Origin of the sequence: Frigoribacterium sp. Leaf415, from assembly GCF_001424645.1 — a bacterium.
Lineage (GTDB): Bacteria > Actinomycetota > Actinomycetes > Actinomycetales > Microbacteriaceae > Frigoribacterium.
Genome location: NZ_LMQR01000001.1, coordinates 109,301 through 124,637, shown reverse-complemented (window position 1 = coordinate 124,637; position 15,337 = coordinate 109,301). Strand labels below are relative to the sequence as shown.

15 protein-coding genes are annotated in these 15,337 nt (G+C 70.9%); 5 read left to right on the top strand and 10 right to left on the bottom strand.

Going from position 1 to position 15,337, the window contains the following annotated elements:
- Positions 1-360: 360 nt before the first annotated feature.
- Genes ASG28_RS00620 through ASG28_RS00610 form a run of 3 tightly spaced genes read right to left on the bottom strand, consistent with a single transcriptional unit; the run spans position 361 to position 3,790 of the window.
- Complete coding sequence (locus tag ASG28_RS00620; protein WP_326937848.1) at positions 361-2,058, bottom strand: FAD-binding oxidoreductase; 1,698 nt, start codon at positions 2,056-2,058, stop codon at positions 361-363.
- Positions 2,055-3,014, bottom strand: coding sequence for a lysophospholipid acyltransferase family protein (locus ASG28_RS00615; RefSeq protein WP_082454155.1), 960 nt, complete (start codon positions 3,012-3,014; stop codon positions 2,055-2,057). Before ASG28_RS00615 ends, ASG28_RS00620 begins: the two co-directional genes overlap by 4 nt.
- Positions 3,011-3,790, bottom strand: coding sequence for an SDR family NAD(P)-dependent oxidoreductase (locus ASG28_RS00610; RefSeq protein WP_055970919.1), 780 nt, complete (start codon positions 3,788-3,790; stop codon positions 3,011-3,013). Before ASG28_RS00610 ends, ASG28_RS00615 begins: the two co-directional genes overlap by 4 nt.
- Before the next feature lie 98 nt (positions 3,791-3,888).
- Between ASG28_RS00610 and ASG28_RS00605 the strand changes: the two genes are divergently transcribed.
- From ASG28_RS00605 to ASG28_RS00590, 4 genes are read left to right on the top strand one after another with little or no spacing between them, the layout of a single operon-like run.
- On the top strand, positions 3,889-4,710 hold the full coding sequence (locus ASG28_RS00605; RefSeq protein ID WP_055970917.1) for a hypothetical protein: 822 nt from the start codon (positions 3,889-3,891) through the stop codon (positions 4,708-4,710).
- On the top strand, positions 4,707-7,058 hold the full coding sequence (locus ASG28_RS00600; RefSeq protein WP_082454153.1) for an SDR family oxidoreductase: 2,352 nt from the start codon (positions 4,707-4,709) through the stop codon (positions 7,056-7,058). Before ASG28_RS00605 ends, ASG28_RS00600 begins: the two co-directional genes overlap by 4 nt.
- A gap of 21 nt (positions 7,059-7,079) precedes the next feature.
- The gene (locus tag ASG28_RS00595) at positions 7,080-7,916 is read left to right on the top strand and encodes a hypothetical protein (protein ID WP_055970915.1); all 837 of its coding nucleotides are present in this window, start codon (positions 7,080-7,082) and stop codon (positions 7,914-7,916) included.
- Complete coding sequence (locus tag ASG28_RS00590; protein WP_055970912.1) at positions 7,913-8,260, top strand: helix-turn-helix domain-containing protein; 348 nt, start codon at positions 7,913-7,915, stop codon at positions 8,258-8,260. The genes ASG28_RS00595 and ASG28_RS00590 overlap by 4 nt, the downstream gene beginning before the upstream one ends.
- 161 nt (positions 8,261-8,421) lie before the next feature.
- Here the strand turns inward: ASG28_RS00590 and ASG28_RS00585 are convergent, their stop codons facing one another.
- From ASG28_RS00585 to ASG28_RS00555, 7 genes are all read right to left on the bottom strand, one after another.
- On the bottom strand, positions 8,422-8,760 hold the full coding sequence (locus ASG28_RS00585) for a hypothetical protein (RefSeq protein WP_200925228.1): 339 nt from the start codon (positions 8,758-8,760) through the stop codon (positions 8,422-8,424).
- Positions 8,757-9,101 (bottom strand): hypothetical protein, encoded by a 345-nt coding sequence (locus ASG28_RS00580; protein ID WP_055970910.1) that lies wholly within the window; start codon positions 9,099-9,101, stop codon positions 8,757-8,759. Before ASG28_RS00580 ends, ASG28_RS00585 begins: the two co-directional genes overlap by 4 nt.
- Positions 9,098-9,589: a nucleotidyltransferase family protein gene (locus tag ASG28_RS00575; protein WP_082454151.1), complete on the bottom strand. Its 492-nt coding sequence runs from the start codon at positions 9,587-9,589 to the stop codon at positions 9,098-9,100. The genes ASG28_RS00580 and ASG28_RS00575 overlap by 4 nt, the downstream gene beginning before the upstream one ends.
- Before the next feature lie 56 nt (positions 9,590-9,645).
- Positions 9,646-10,854: a GAF domain-containing protein gene (locus ASG28_RS00570; RefSeq protein ID WP_055970906.1), complete on the bottom strand. Its 1,209-nt coding sequence runs from the start codon at positions 10,852-10,854 to the stop codon at positions 9,646-9,648.
- Positions 10,855-10,991: 137 nt separating this feature from the next.
- Entirely contained in the window at positions 10,992-11,606 is a 615-nt protein-coding gene (locus tag ASG28_RS00565) for a hypothetical protein (RefSeq protein WP_055970904.1), read from the bottom strand.
- 139 nt (positions 11,607-11,745) lie between these two features.
- A complete protein-coding gene (locus ASG28_RS00560; protein WP_055970902.1) occupies positions 11,746-12,312 on the bottom strand; it encodes a type 1 glutamine amidotransferase domain-containing protein in 567 nt (188 codons plus the stop codon).
- 125 nt (positions 12,313-12,437) lie between these two features.
- Positions 12,438-13,337, bottom strand: a complete 900-nt coding sequence (locus tag ASG28_RS00555) for a sugar-binding transcriptional regulator (RefSeq protein ID WP_235477807.1) — start codon at positions 13,335-13,337, stop codon at positions 12,438-12,440.
- Between the two features lie 192 nt (positions 13,338-13,529).
- Between ASG28_RS00555 and ASG28_RS00550 the strand changes: the two genes are divergently transcribed.
- A complete protein-coding gene (locus ASG28_RS00550) occupies positions 13,530-15,272 on the top strand; it encodes a glycerol-3-phosphate dehydrogenase/oxidase (RefSeq protein ID WP_055970898.1) in 1,743 nt (580 codons plus the stop codon).
- Positions 15,273-15,337: the final 65 nt, after the last annotated feature.

Genomic DNA, 15,337 nt, shown 5'->3' with positions numbered 1-15,337 from the left:
AGGGTGCACCCGATGCAGCAGGCCGCGTCTCGCGTCACGTCTCAGAGCAGTGCCGTGCCTGCTCTGGGAACCGTAGGTCGCGGCGAAGACGAGGGGTGGAAGCGCAGTGGTCACGCTCCCACCCTGTCCACGCCCACCGCCCTCGAGGCCCGACCAGCGCCTCCCTGTGGACAGCGTTCACGTCGTCACCCCTGTGCACGAGACACGTTCAGTCGGAAAACACCGTGAGATGGTCACCGCACCAGGACTAATCGCGGTGCTGTGACCATCTCGTGGCGCGGTGCGGCGGTGCGGCGGCAGCGGCGGCGGCGCGGCAGCGGCGCGGCAGCGGCGCGGCAGCGCGGGAGGCGCGGCGCGGGACTACGCGCCCGTCACCTTCCCGGGGTTGAACACGCGTCCCGGGTCGACCGAGTCGAACAGCCCCTGCATGACGGCCACGCCTTCGGGCGAGACGTCCTGTGCGAGCCACGGCTGGTGCTCGAGCCCGACGCCGTGGTGGTGCGAGACGGTCGCCCCGGTGTCGATGAACGCCTGCTGGATGGCGTGCTTGACCACGTCGTACTCGGCCTCGGCGTCGTCACCGTGCTCGAACGCGAACGTGAAGTACAGGCACGCCCCCGAGTGGTACGAGTGCGACAGGTGGCCCATGATCCAGCCCTGCTTGCCGATGCTGTCGAACGCCTGGTTGGCCGCGGCGTAGACGCGCGACGAGACGAGGCGCAGCTTCGACCAGGGGGCGGCGGTCTCGGAGACGTCCGCCGCGCCTCCGTGGTCCATGAAGAAGTCGCGCAGGTAGGGCGTGTCGAACTTCTTCTGGTCGTAGAGCTTGCCCGGCCCCTTGCCGACGCTCATGCCCTTGTTCGCCTTGACGATCTTGGCGACGGCCTTCTGGGTGTGGGCGACGTGCTCGGGGCTGCCCTCGTAGCCGATGAACGACAGGCACATGGCGTCGACGTCCCAGCCCTTCGCCTTCAGGATCGTCGGCAGCAGGTCGGTGACCTTCTGCGAGATGCCCTTGCCCGGCTTCGAGGTGGCGAACGAGAACGCCGTCTCGTGGGCGTCGCTGACGCGGGTGACCGACGGGTGCGCGTCGCTCTCGGCGATGGCCTGCATGGCGGCGAGGCCGTCGTGCCACGACGGGAACAGGTAGGCGAGGATCTCGCGCTTCTCGGGCAGGCGGTGCACCTGGGCGGTGACCTCGGTGATGACGCCGAGGCGTCCCTCGCTGCCGATGATCATCTCGCGCAACGACGGACCGGTCGACGCGCTCGGCACGGCGCGGATCGAGAGCACGCCCCCGGGGCGCACGACCCGCAGGCCCTTCGTGATGTCGGCGATGTCGCCGTACTTGTCGCTCTGCATGCCGGACGAGCGGGTGGCGACCCAGCCGCCCATGGTCGAGTGGGTGAAGCTGTCCGGGAAGTGCCCGAGGGTCCAGCCACGGGCGTTCAGCTGCTCTTCGAGGTCGGGTCCCTGGCCACCGGCCTGGATGCGCGCCAGCCCACCGTCCTCGTCGATGTCGAGCACCTTGTCGAGGCGGCCCATGTCGAGCGAGACGACCGTGCGCTCCTCCGCGGGCAGGGGCTCGAGGCTGCCGACGATGTTGCTGCCGCCGCCGAACGGGATGAGCACGACGTCGCTGGCGACGGCCAGGTCGACGATCTGCTGGATCTCGTCCTCGTCGGCCGGGTAGACGACGACGTCGGGCACGCGGTCGAGACGCCCCGCACGGATGCGGATCAGGTCGCGGATGCTCTTGCCGTAGGTGTGGACGACCCGGTCGTGGTCGTCGGTGACGACCTGGCCGTCGCCCACGATCTGGACGAGCGAGTCGAGCACCTCGGCGCCGGCCCGGGAGGCGGGAACGTCGAGGTCGTCGAACGAGAGGCCGGTGTCGTGACCCTGCGACAGCTCGACGCCCACGATCTTCTTGACGAAGGGGGCGAAGGCGGGCTTGTCGTCGTGGTGGAAGGCGACGCCCTCGACACCCCAGCCCCACCACTTCATGTGCTTGACGCCGTCGACGGCGGCACTCTTCTTCTGCTGGACGTCGGTCACGGGCGTTCTCCTTCGAGCGGGTCTGACGGGCCCAGGATGCGGGCGGTGTTGGCGTCCTTCAGACGCAGGATCTCGGTGCGCACGCGCGTCGAGAAGTCGGCGACGGACTCGCCGTCGTGGGGCCGCATCGGGTCGCCGAACGCGACGCCGACGGGAAGTCGGCCGGGCCGGGGCCAGCTGCGCCCCCGGGGCTGGGCGATGTTCGCACCGATCAGCGCGAGGGGGACGACCGGCACGCCGCAGGCGGACGCGAGCGCGGCGGCACCGGGCTTGAACGCGGCGACCGTGCCGTCCTTCGAGCGGGTGCCCTCGGGGAACACCAGCACGGGGTAGCCCCGCTGCAGCAGCGACCGAGCGCTGACGGTGGGCTGCCCCTGGCGCCCGCGGGCGGCCGCCTTCGCCGCGGCACGCCGTCGAGCGGAGCTCTGCGGCGTCGACCCGGCCGACGCACCGGACGAGGAGGCGCGGGTCGCGTCGACCGCGGAGGCCGGCGTCCCCGAGCCCCGCTGCACCGGGAACGCGTTGAAGAACAGTTCGGTCAGCTGTCGGCGCCAGGGCACGTCGAAGAAGTAGTCGGCCGCGGCGCCGGTGGCGAGGTAACGCGCCAGCTTGCGGGGCAGGGCGCCGAGGATGAGCGGGGCGTCCAGGTGGCTCGAGTGGTTGGCGACGACGATGAAGCCGCCGGTGAGCCCCTCGACCCGGTCGCGGTCGATGACCGTCACGTCGGTGATCGACCAGATCGTCGGCTTGAGCAGCATGCGCTGCGCGACGTAGCGGGCCATCGCGTGTCGCCGCGAGCTGAAGCGGTCGCGCACGTCGCTGGCCACGCCGCCGGCGCGCTGGGCGACGTCGCCGGCGCGGTGGGCGACGTCGGCGCGGACGTCGTCGACCCGCTGGGCCACGGCGTCGAGGCGGGCGTGCTCGCGGCGCCGCTCCCCGTCGTTCTTCGCGCTCACTGCTCCACCGGCTTGCGGCGGCTCGACGAGATCGCACCGGACGCGGCCCGGACGGCGCCCTTCGGAGCGTGCCGGACCAATCCCATCAGCACCTTGTACCGAAGCGTGGGCATGGAGATCACCTTGCCTTTGTCGACGTCGCGCAAGCACGCGACGACGAGTTGTTCGGTGCTGAGCCACAGGGCGTTGGGTATGGACGACGACTTTATGCCGGCCCGCTGATGGAACTCGGTCCGCACCCAGCCCGGCAGCAGGGCCGTGACGCCCACGCCGGTGCCCTTGAGCTCGACCGAGAGACCTTCGCTGTACGAGGTCACCCACGCCTTGATCGCCGAGTAGCTGCCCATGGCCATCAGCCCCGCGGTGCTCGACACGTTGACGATGCGACCCCGGCCGCGCTCGCGCATGGACCTCGCCGCCGCACCCGAGAGGACGAGCACGGCCCGGCACATGACCTCGAACGCGAGGTCGTGTGCGGCGACGTCGGTGGAGGTCAGCGGGGTGTGCATGCCGAAACCGGCATTGTTCACCAGCAGGTCGACGGGGCGGGTCGGATCGGCCAGCCGCTCGGCCACCCGGTCGACGTCACCACGGTCGCCGAGGTCGGCCGCGAGCACCTCGACGTCACGGCCCAGCGCGCGCAGCGCGGTCGCCGTCTCGTCGAGTCGGGTGAGGTCACGCGCGACCAGGACGATGTCCCAGCCGCGCATGGAGAGTTGGCGGGCGAATTCGGCTCCGATGCCGGACGTACCCCCGGTGACGAGCGCTACAGCCATGCCGCTTACGATACGGTGCTGAGAGCAGACTGCGCGCATCGAGACACGTTCGAGGCCCTTCTCGCCTCGTCCACTTCTGCCCCGGAGGACCCCCTGTCATGACGACCAGAGATGCCCCGCGCGCCGCCCCCGACTTCGACATCCGCGAGTTCACCAAGACGGCCCAGGGCAACTGGCGTCCCGACCTCGACCTGTCCGGCTTCGCCGACGCGCCCCTCGGCCCCGACGCCCTGCGCCTCGTCCGCCACCTCGGCCGACTCGAGAGCGCCACGATGGAGAACCTGCGGAACCTCCTGGTCACGGCCACCCACAAGGACACGAGGGTCACCGCGTTCCTCGTGACGTGGGCGTTCGAGAAGTTCTGGCTGGCCGACGCCCTCGACGCCGTCCTCGAGGCCCACGGCGAGCCCCGCAACCGCGACGTGCCCGAGGGTCCGAAGCGGCACGCCGCGTCCGAGGCCGTCGAGCGCCGTGGCCCGATCACCAGGGCCCTCCAGGCCATCACCGTCGGGTCCCCCATCGTCGCCGTGCACACGACGACGGGTGCCGTCGACGAGTGGGTGCTCCGAGAGGCATACGACCGCCTCGACGAGCTGGCGGCACACCCCACCCTGACCACCGTCGTCGACCGTGCCCGGGTCGTGAAGGCCCGCCACGAGCAGTTCTTCGCGAGCGAGGCCGACTGGCGTCTGCGCGACTCGCGCCGCTCGGTGAAGATGACCCGCGCCTCCTTCGTGACGGCCGTCTGGCCGATCGGCGCCGTCGAGCGCGCCGACTCCGAGCGCACCTTCTTCGACGCCACCGTGTTCGGCGGGGCCGAGGGCCACCTGCGTGCCGACCGCGTGGGGGCGCTCGTCGCCGACCTGCCGGGCCTGGACGCCACCGTCGGCGCGGCCGTGACCAGAAAGCTGACCGCATGAGCTCCTCCCCCGGCCTCGCGCTGCCCGACCAGACCCCGGGCGCCACCCGCGTCGACCTCGGCGGCGCGCACGTCCTGCTGACCGGCGGCACCGGTTTCGTCGGTCAGGCGATCCTCGAGCGTCTGCTCTCGTCGCACCCCGGCACGACGGTCACGCTCCTCATCCGTCCCAAGGCCGGCACCTCGGCCGAGGGGCGCCTGCGGCACCTGCTGAAGAAACCGGTCTTCTCGTCGTGGCGTGAGGCGGTCGGGCCCGAGGGCGTCGAGAAGGCCCTCGCCGAGCGGCTCCGGGTGATCGAGAGCGGTCTCGGCGACCTGCCCGACCTTCCCGGCGACCTCGACGTCGTCATCCACAGTGCGTCCACGGTGTCCTTCGACCCGCCGATCGACCAGGCCTTCGAGACCAACGTCGGTGGAGCGGTCGGGCTGTACGAAGCCCTGCGGAGGACGGGCACCGACCCGCACGTCGTGCACGTGTCGACCGCCTACGTCGGCGGCATCCGCAAGGGCGTGTTCCCCGAGGCGTCGCTCGGCCACACCGTCGACTGGCGTGTCGAACGCGCCGCCGCCGGCGATGCCCGCGCCCGTGTCGAGGCCGCCTCGCGCCAGCCCGAGACGCTGCGCACCTTCCTCGCCCAGGGTCGCGCGGCGCACGGCAAGACCGGCCCGCAGGCGGTCGCCGCAGCCGCCGAGGAGGCACGAGTCGCCTGGGTCAAGGCCCGTCTCGTCGACTACGGGCGCACCCGGGCCGAGACGCTCGGCTGGACCGACGTCTACACGCTGACCAAGGCCTTCGCCGAGCGCGCCGCGGAAGAACTCTGGGCCGAGGCCGGGCATCGCCTGTCGGTGGTCCGACCGGCGATCGTCGAGAGCGCCCACCGACACCCCTACCCCGGCTGGATCGACGGCTTCAAGGTCGCCGACCCGCTGATCATGTCGTACGCCCGCGGACTGCTGCCCGAGTTCCCCGGGGTGCCCGACAGCGTGCTCGACGTGATCCCGGTCGACTACGTCGTCAACGTCATCCTCGCCGTCACCGCGAACCCGGTCGAGGCCGGCAGCCCCCAGTACTTCCACGCCAGCTCGGGCGGGAGCAACCCGTTCTCGATCCTGCGCATGTTCGAGAACCTGAAGGCGTTCTTCACGGCGAACCCGCTGCCCCGCGACGAGCACTCGTCGATCGAGGCGCCGCACTGGAACTTCCCGGGCGTGCGCAAGGTCGAGGGCGCCATCCGCACCGCGAACCGCGTCAACGACGTCCGCGAGGCCGTGCTCACCCGGCTGCCGAGCACGCTCCGCACCCGCACGGCGCTGGCCGGGGTGCAGACCCGTCGGGCCGACCTCGAATCGCTGCAGAGCCTCACCGACCTCTACCGCCACTACGTGCAGTCCGAGATCATCTTCGACGACCGCCGCACGCGGGCCCTGCACGCCGGACTCCCGGCGGGCTCCCCCGCCGACATCGGCTTCGACGTCACCGACGTCGACTGGGAGGACTACTTCCAAGAGGTGCACTTCCCGTCCATCACCGCCATGACCCGGGCGTTCTCGGTGCGACCCGCCGCGTCGGCCGCCGTCGCCGACACGCGGGCCCTGCCGCGGCGCGACGACGTCGTGGCCGTGTTCGACCTCGAGGGCACGGTCCTCGACAGCAACATCGTCGAGCAGTACCTCTGGGTGCGCTCGGCCGGGTTCCGCAAGGCCGCATGGCCCGGCGAGGTCGCCAGCCTGCTCACCTCGCTGCCGCGCTACCTGCGGGCCGAGGGTCGCGACCGCGGCGAGTTCATCCGCACCTTCTCGCGGCGGTACGAGGGCATGCCCGTCGCCCGACTCTCGGGCGTCGTCCGGTCGCGCGGCTACGCCGACACGGTCCTGCGCCACACCCTCCCCGACGCACTCGCCCGCCTCGCCGAGCACCGCGCCGCCGGGCACCGCACCGTGCTGGTCACGGGCTCGATCGACACCTTGACGACTCCCCTGGCGCACCTCTTCGACGACGTCGTCGCCAGCACGATGCACCAGCGCAGCGGCGTCTACACCGGCTATCTCGCACAACCCCCGCTGGTCGACGAGGCCCGCGCCGCCTGGCTGCGCCAATACGCCCAGGCGAACGACATCGACCTCTCGGGGTCGTACGGTTATGGTGACTCGTTCGCCGACCTCGCCTGGCTCGAGATGGTCGGGCACCCGAACGCGGTCAACCCCGACAGCAATCTGGCACGCGAGGCGCTCCGAAGAAGGTGGAGCATCCGCGATTGGACTCGCAGCGGCCCCCACGGCAGAAGCGGCACCAGCACCACGAGCGGCACCAGCAGCACCACAGCGAAAGGAGACGGAGGCAGGGTCTGAACCCGCGCCTCCTGACATCACATGGCCTTCGACATCGACAAGTTCGCCGCGACCTCCGAACGACTGAGCTGGGACGACCTCGACCTCGACCACTTCCGCAAGAACCCGCTGTCGGCGGACTCGCTGCGGACGCTGCGCTACATGGCCGACGTCGAGTACCACACGGTCTGCTACACCCGTGACCTGCTCACGACTCCTTCTCACAAAGAGAACGAGATGACCACGTTCATGACGATGTGGAACCGAGAAGAGTTCTGGCACGGCGAGGCCCTCGCCGCCATCCTCGAGGTGCACGGCATCACGGTCGACTACGACCAGCTGCGGGCCAATCGCCTCAAGCTCGGCTGGCGCGAGCGCCTCGACCCGGTCAAGCAGGGCCTGCTCGGCAAGATCGTCGGCTCGGACTTCGTCGCCGTCCACATGTCGTGGGGCGCGGCCAACGAGTACTCGGCCGTGTCGGCCTACAAGCGCATGGCCGAGCTCGAGCAGGACCCGGTCCTCGCCGAGTTGCTGAAGCGCATCGCCAAGCAAGAGGCCCGCCACGTCGCGTTCTACGTCTCGCAGGCCCGTGAGCGTCTGCTCGCGAGCAAGAAGGCGCAGAAGCTGACGCGCTTCCTGCTGTCGAAGGTCTGGGCCCCCGTCGGCTCGTCGATCATGGAGGTCGACGACGTCAAGTTCGTCTTCGGCCAGCTGATGAGCGGCGAAGAGGGCCGGAAGGCCGCCGTCAAGCTCGACCAGAACATCTCGAACCTGCCGGGCATGAGCGGTCTGACGATCTTCCAGAAGGCCCTCGACGGCCTGGGCATCCGCGCGGACTCGGTCGGCGGCTCCTCCGCCGGTTCGGTCGCCACGGCGTGAAGACGAGCCACCTGAGACACTTCCTCGTCGCGGCCGAGGTGCTGCACTTCCCGGTCGCGGCCGACAAGCTCGGCATCTCGCGGCAGAAGCTCGAGTCGTCGATCGAGGCGCTCGAGCTCGAGTTCGGTGCGAAGCTGTTCGACCGCGACGCCACGCCCTACCGGCTGACCAAGGCCGGCAAGGCCGCGGTGGTCGTCGCCGAGGACGAACTGGCGAGTCCGTCCACCCCGACGCCGCCGCCACCCCCGCCGGCCGGCGGCAAGGCCAAGGCGTCCAAGGGCAAGGGTCGCACTCCCGCCGTCAAGGGTCAGCCCAAGCCGTTCAAGAAGCGCCAGGGCCGCTAGCCGCGCCCGCGGCGGGCTGCCCGCCCGCCCGCCCGCCCGCCACCGCATCACACGGCACCACACCACGAAGTGGACACCGCACCGCGTCTTATCCGGGCGCGGTGTCCACTTCTGGGTGCGGTGTCCATCTCGTGGTGCGGGGGCATCTCGCGGCGCAGCGTTCAGCTCGTGGCGGCGTCGGCCTCGACACCCGCGAACCACTCGGCGTAGCGCGTGTTCCGTGCCATGCGGCGGGTCTCGTCGGGGGCGTCGTCGTCCCACCACACCGGGCCGCGTTCGCCCAGCGACGTCTTGGCGGCGTCGACCCGGGCCCGGGCGTCCTCGACGGCGGCAGCGTCGTCCGCGGCCAACGCCGTCTTCTTCGCGCGCCACGCCTCCATCAGCTCGTGGACCAGGGAGGCGCGGGTCGCCTCGTCGAGGCGAGGGTCGGTCCGGCGCCACAGCCGGCCGCGAACCACGAGGTATCGGCCGTCGGGCGTGACCAGGGGTTCGGCGCTCACGGTTCGACTCGATGACGCTGCACGAGGGAGTGCAGGAGGGGGAAGCTGCGGGTCACGGTCTGCCAGAGGGTCTCGCGGTCGAGGCGGTCGTCATGATGCACGACGAAGTCACGGTTCTTGGCGGCGAGGGAGAACTCGACCTCGTGGAACCGCCCGCCGTCGCATGCGACCAGGCGCTTGCTCAGGTCACCGACCCGGTTGGCCAGCGCCTCGAATGCCAACGGAAGCGCCGGGTCGCCGTCGAACGCCTCGCGACCACGGGACACGAGCTCGGCCGAAGCCCTCAGGGTCGCGTCGAGGTCGGCCAGCCAGCGCTCGGCGCGGTCCGGGGAGGGGATCACACGGGCACCGCTTGTGCCAGGATCTCGCGGTCAGTCTCGGGGTCGAGCGCCCGCCGGGACACGACGTCGACCTGACGCTGGAACACGGCTTCCATGTCGAGTTCGAACTGGGCGAAGTCGAAGTAGGTCGCCTCGGCACCCGGGTCGACCAGGAGGTCGATGTCGCTGTCGTCGGTCTCGGTACCGCGAGCGACCGACCCGAAGACGCTGACGGCGTCGATGTGACTCAGGCCCGCCAGGCGCCGCACGAGACCGGCACGCGAGGTGATCTCGTCCAGCAGTGAGGCGACCGCGCGACCCGACGTCGGGCGCTCGGACATCTCGACGAACCGGCTCCACGGCACGATGACGACCTCTGGGCGTCGATGCGGACCCACGGCGACGGCAGGGCGGTCGGGGTCGAGCCGGAAGTCCCGCATGAGGCGACTGAAGCCACTGCGGGCGTCGGCCACGGCGAGGACTTCAGAACTTCCGACGGATGTCTCCATGCCGACGAGACTAGCGCGGAGCGTCAGATCGTGTACATCTTTCTGTACATCGGCCGTCACGCCCGTGTGACGGCCTGTTTCGCGAGCTCGCGCTGCACGCTGAGGGCGAGCTCGCGCAGCATGACGAGGTCGACGCTCTCGACCGTGCGGGGTTCGGGGTCGGCGACGCAGAGCGCGCCGATGCGGACGCCGTCGGGACTCTCGACCGGGTAGCCGGCGTAGAACCGGGCGGGCGCCTCGACGCCGAACCGTTCGTCGGCCCAGGCGTCCTCGACGACGAACGGCTGGCCGCCGGCGACCGTGTGGGCGCAGAACGACAGGGCCATGGGCATCTCGCGGTCGCCGCCCCCGGCGAGGGCCTTGTTCCAGTGTCGGTCGGCGGTCACGAGCGAGAACGCGGCCCCGCTCGCGCCGAGCAGGGTCCGAGCCCGTTCGACGATGTCGTCGAAGCGTTCCTCGGGGTCGGTGTCGAGGAGGCCGAGGGCCCTGATCGCCTCGATGCGATCGACCTCGGCCTGCGGGGCGTGTCGGCGCGCCCGCGCCACGCCGCCGCCGGCCGACATCTGCGCGTCGAGCATGGGCGCGAGCACCTCGGCCTGCGCCTCGCCCCAGCGGGCGTACTTGGCGATCAGCTGGTCGCGGTCGTCGTGGCCCGAGAGCGGCGACGGGGGCATGAGCACGTGCACGCGGGGATGCGTCGAGCAGACGTCGCGGATGATCGTGTTCACCGCGGCCGCATGGCGGTCGACGAGGCCACCGCCGGCGATGCGGAACACCGTCACCTCGCTGGGCGCCTGGACGCCCGTGACGAGGACGGGGCTGCTCGCGCCTCCGGTCTCGGTCTCGATGTGCACGAGCAGGTCGACGAACGCCCGCCGCCACTTCGTGACGTCGGTCATCTCGAGGGCGTCGTTGATGCCGGTCACCACGACCACGGCGTCGTAGCGCGTGAGGTCACGGTCTCCGAGCACCCGCCGGGCGTCCGCCGTCCGCATGGCGGGGTCGGCCACGACGTCGACGTCGACCCCACGGCCGGTGGCCTGCGAGACCGCTCGCGCGAGATGGCCCGCGAGCCCCAGGTCGTGGCTGCGGACACCCCACCCGACGGCGGGCCCGCTGCCGAACAACAGCACGCGATCGGGGCTGACGCCGGGAGCGTGCGCACGGGCGACGCCCTCGGGCCGGGGCAGCCCGAGGCGCCGGTCGAACCAGCGGTTGCGCTGTCGGATCATGCCGCGGACGAGCGGACTCACGAAACGGTTCATGCCGGGTTCCTCCCACAGCGGTGGCCTGATCGACGAGGGCTCCACGTGGTGAGGGCCGAGCGGTGTCCCTCAATGTTCTCGTTCCGACGCACGCCCGGGACAGCCCCAGGTCGGGGGCCGACGGACGAACGCACCCGTCAGGTCGAGCGCGGAGCGTCCGACCCCGGCGGCGGCGGCTGCTGCGGCTGGGCGAGCAGCCCCGCGAGGTCCACCTCGACGAGATCACGGAGGCGCTGGTCGCGTTCGTCGGGATACGCCGGGTCGACCGCCTCGACCGCCGACACCTTCGTGACGATCGCGGCCCCGACGTCACCCCAGGCCCGGTCCACCGCCGCCGCGACGATCCCGCCCACGAAGTCGTCGTCGGACTGCAGTTCGTCCAGCCGCTCGGCCACGGCCGTGTAGGTCTTCTCTCGGAACCACAGGGTGTCGTCGTCACCGCGGCGGTAGTCGTGCTGGTGTCGCGACCGTCCCTTGGCCTTGAGTGCCTTCGCCCGTTCGCCGCCGATGCGTTCGTTCTGCTCGCGTTGTTCCGCCGCGAGGCGACCGAGGACGGTCCGCACGGCCTCGCGGGTGCGCTCGTGGTCGAAGTGCTCGTCGTCGCGGAGGGCACGGATGACGATCGAGTTGGCCACCGAGACCACGGCGGCCGCACGCGAGATGAGGACACCCTCGGCGACGGCCCGCTCGAGAGCAGCGGGATCGGGCGTCGCGGGTTCCGCGGGGCTCTTGCGCGTCTTGCCGAGCTTCACCGCGCCTCCTTCTCGACCGGATGGGCGCCGGAGCGCCGGGGACGGACCGACGACGGCCCGACGTCCCATTAAAGACCCGCGGCGGGGTCCGTCGCCCCGGAGCGGGACGACGGACCCCGCCGCGACGGAGGACGACGGATCAGGCCGTGGCGGCCAGGGCCGTCGACGTCTCGCGGACGAAGTCCTCGAGGTCGTCGGGGTCACGCGACGTGACGAGGGTGAAGCCCTGCTCGACGTCGGTCACGACCGAGCGGTCCACCCACGTGCCGCCGGCGTTGCGGACGTCGGTCTGCAGCGAGGCGAACGAGGTCAGTTCCTTGCCCGTCACGAGGCCCGCCTCGATGAGCGCCCACGGGCCGTGGCAGATGGCCGCGATCGGCTTGCCGGCCGCGGCGAAGGCCTTGACCAGGTCGACGGCGTCGCTCTCGGTGCGCAGGGTGTCGGCGTTGATGGTGCCGCCGGGCACGAGCAGGAGGTCGTGGTCGGCGGCGTCGACCTCGGCGATGGTCGTGTCGGGGCGGACGGTCTGCCCCGGGTCCTTGTCGCCGACCAGCGTCTCGATCGGCTCGGTGGAGACGCCGGCGACGACGACGGTGGCGCCCTGCTCGCGCAGCTTCGCGACGGGGACGACGAGCTCGTCCTGCTCGACGCCGTAGTTGGTGACGATCGCGAGAACGCGGCGTCCGGTGAGTTCGGTGCTTGCCATGGTGATGCTCCTCTCGGGGCCCCTCGAGGGCCCGGTACGCGACCGCTCCCGTCTACGCGGGCGGGCTGGGTCGCGGCTGGTGCGACGTACCCCACTCGCGCCTCCTCGTCCGGGACGACGCCGGCTCAGCTGGCCAGCAGCGCCCTGGCGGTGCCCTCGTCGAGGATCAGGTCGGTGACCAGGCCCGCGGCGAGCGCACCGCGGACGCTGACGACCTTGGCCTCGCCGGCGACGACGCAGACGCGACGCGGCGTGCGCCGGATGGTCGCCAGGTCGGGCCCCGTGGCGCGCTGGTTGAGCTCGATGTCGGCCGACGAGCCGTCCTCGCGGAAGAACACGGTCGCGACGTCGCCCACCACGTGGTCGTGGCCGAGGCTGTCGTGGTCGCTCTGCTCGAGGTACCCGCCCGAGTAGACGTGGCTCGGCACGTGCGCCTCGCGCGAGCCGACGCCGAAGACGACGAGGTCCATGGCGCCCTGCAACGAGAGGACGCGTCGGGTGCTGCGCTCCCGCCAGAGGGCGCGCTTGGTGGCCGGGTCGTCGAAGAACGCCGGCACGGGGAACTGCTGGATCAGGGCGCCGTACGCGTGACCGAACCGCCGCAGGATCTCGCTGGCGTACTCGATGCCCGTGGTGCGGGTGTTCGCCGCACCGTTCAGCTGGACGAAGACGGTGTTGTGCGTGGCCTTGGGCACCAGGTACCGGCTGACCGCGCTGACGGTGGACCCCCAGGCGACGCCGACGACCATGTTCGAGTCGACGTACTGCGTGAGCGTTCGTGCAGCCGACAGCGCGACCCGGTCGAGCCGGTCGACGTCGCTCGTCTGGTCGGGCACCGGGACCACGTGCGCGACCACGCCGAAGCGCCGGTGCAGCCCCTCGCCCACGGCCGTCGGCTGGTCGAGCGGCGACTTGATCTGGATGTCGACGAGGCCCGTCTCGCGAGCCGACTTCAGGAGGCGCGAGACCGACGAGCGGGACGTCTGCAGTTCGTGCGCGATCGCCTCCATCGTGAGGTCCTGCATGTAGTACAGATGCGCGGCACGCAGGGCCTCCTGCGTGCGTTCGGACGTGTCGCCAGCGACCAACGGGACCTCCTTGCACGTTCGTGCAGATCCGTTGCACCCTGTGTGCATCGGGACGACGATGAATCTACCGGCCCGCAGGACGAGTCGGTCACCACCACCTGACATCGCATCTCGAAAGAAGCAGTGACCATGTCGAAGAAGACAGACTCGATCCGTCCCAACGTGCAGCGCATCGTCGACCGCCCGACCGCACAGGTGCTCGTCGTCGGCGGTGGCATCAACGGCATCGCGACCTTCCGCGACCTCGCCCTCCAGGGCGTCGACGTCGTGCTGGTCGAACGCGCCGACTACGCGTCGGGCGCGTCCGCCGCCTCGTCGCACATGATCCACGGCGGCATCCGCTACCTCGAGAACGGCGAGTTCCGCCTCGTCCGCGAGAGCGTGGAAGAGCGCAACGGTCTGCTGAAGATCGCCCCTCACTACGTCAAGCCGCTGCAGACCACGATGCCGATCTTCTCGACGTTCAGCGGCATCATGAACGCCCCGCTGCGCATGCTGACGCACAAGCAGCGCTCCACGAAAGAGCGCGGCGCACTGCTGATCAAGGTCGGCATGACGATGTACGACTCGTTCTCGCGCGACGGCGGCTCGGTGCCGCGTCACAAGTTCCTCGGGCGCAAGAAGGCCCTCGCCGAGATGCCGCACCTCAACAAGGCGCTCAAGTACACGGGCACCTACTACGACGCATCGGTGCACGAGCCCGAGCGCCTCGCGCTCGACGTGTTGAAGGACGGCCTGGCCGCCGGCGACAACGCCCGCAGCGCCAACTACCTCGAGGCCGTCGGCACCGCCGACGGAGGCGTGACCCTGCGCGACGTCGTCACCGGCACCGAGTTCACGGTGAAGGCCGACGTCGTCATCAACGCCTCGGGCCCCTGGACCGACCTCACCAACAAGGCCTTCGGCGCCGAGTCCCAGTACATGGGCGGCACCAAGGGGTCGCACATCGTCGTCGACAGCCCCGAGCTGCTCGAGGCCACCAACGGTCGCGAGATCTTCTTCGAGAACAACGACGGCCGCATCGTCCTGATCTACCCGCTCAAGGGGCGCGTGCTCATCGGCACGACCGACCTCGAGGCCGACATGGCCGAGCCGGCCGTCTGCACCGAGGAAGAGGTGGACTACTTCTTCGACCTGGTGAAGCACGTCTACCCCGACATCGAGCTCGACCGCGACCACATCGTCTACCGCTACTCGGGCGTCCGCCCGCTGCCGAAGCACGACGACCTCGCCGCGGGCTTCGTGTCACGCGACTACCGCATCGTCGAGACCGAGGTCGCCGAGCTGCCCGGCACGACCGTCCTCAGCCTCGTCGGCGGCAAGTGGACCACGTTCCGCGCCCTGTCGGCGCACCTCTCGACCGAGGCGACGACGAAGCTCGGCGTGAAGCGGTCGGTCGACACGACGGGCATGGCGATCGGCGGGGGCAAGGGCTTCCCGACGACCGACGGCGCCCGCACCACCTGGGTGGCGGCCCACGCCGACGAGCTCGACCGCGACCAGGTCGACCGTCTGCTGACCCGGTACGGCACCCGCGCCTCCGACGTCATCGAGGTGCTGCTCGACCAGCCGTCGCAGGCCCTCGAGGCCGACTCGACGCTGACCACGGCCGAGATCGCGTACTTCGCCGAGCACGAGGACGCCGTCCACCTGGCCGACGTCGTGTTGCGCCGCACGAACCTCGCGTTCGTCGGTGGCGTCACCATCGAGCTGCTGACCGAGATCGCCGACGTCATGGCCGGCTCGCTCGGCTGGACGACCGAGCAGCGCGACGACGAGATCGAGCAGACCCTCACGATCCTGCGCGACTCGCACGGCGTCGAGGTCGCCTCGCAGCACGTGCCCGCAGCGACCCCCGCCGCCGCGAAGTAACCGCACCGACCCGAGTCACGAAGCCCCGCCCCCGTCGAGGAGGCGGGGCTTCGTCGTTCCTGGCT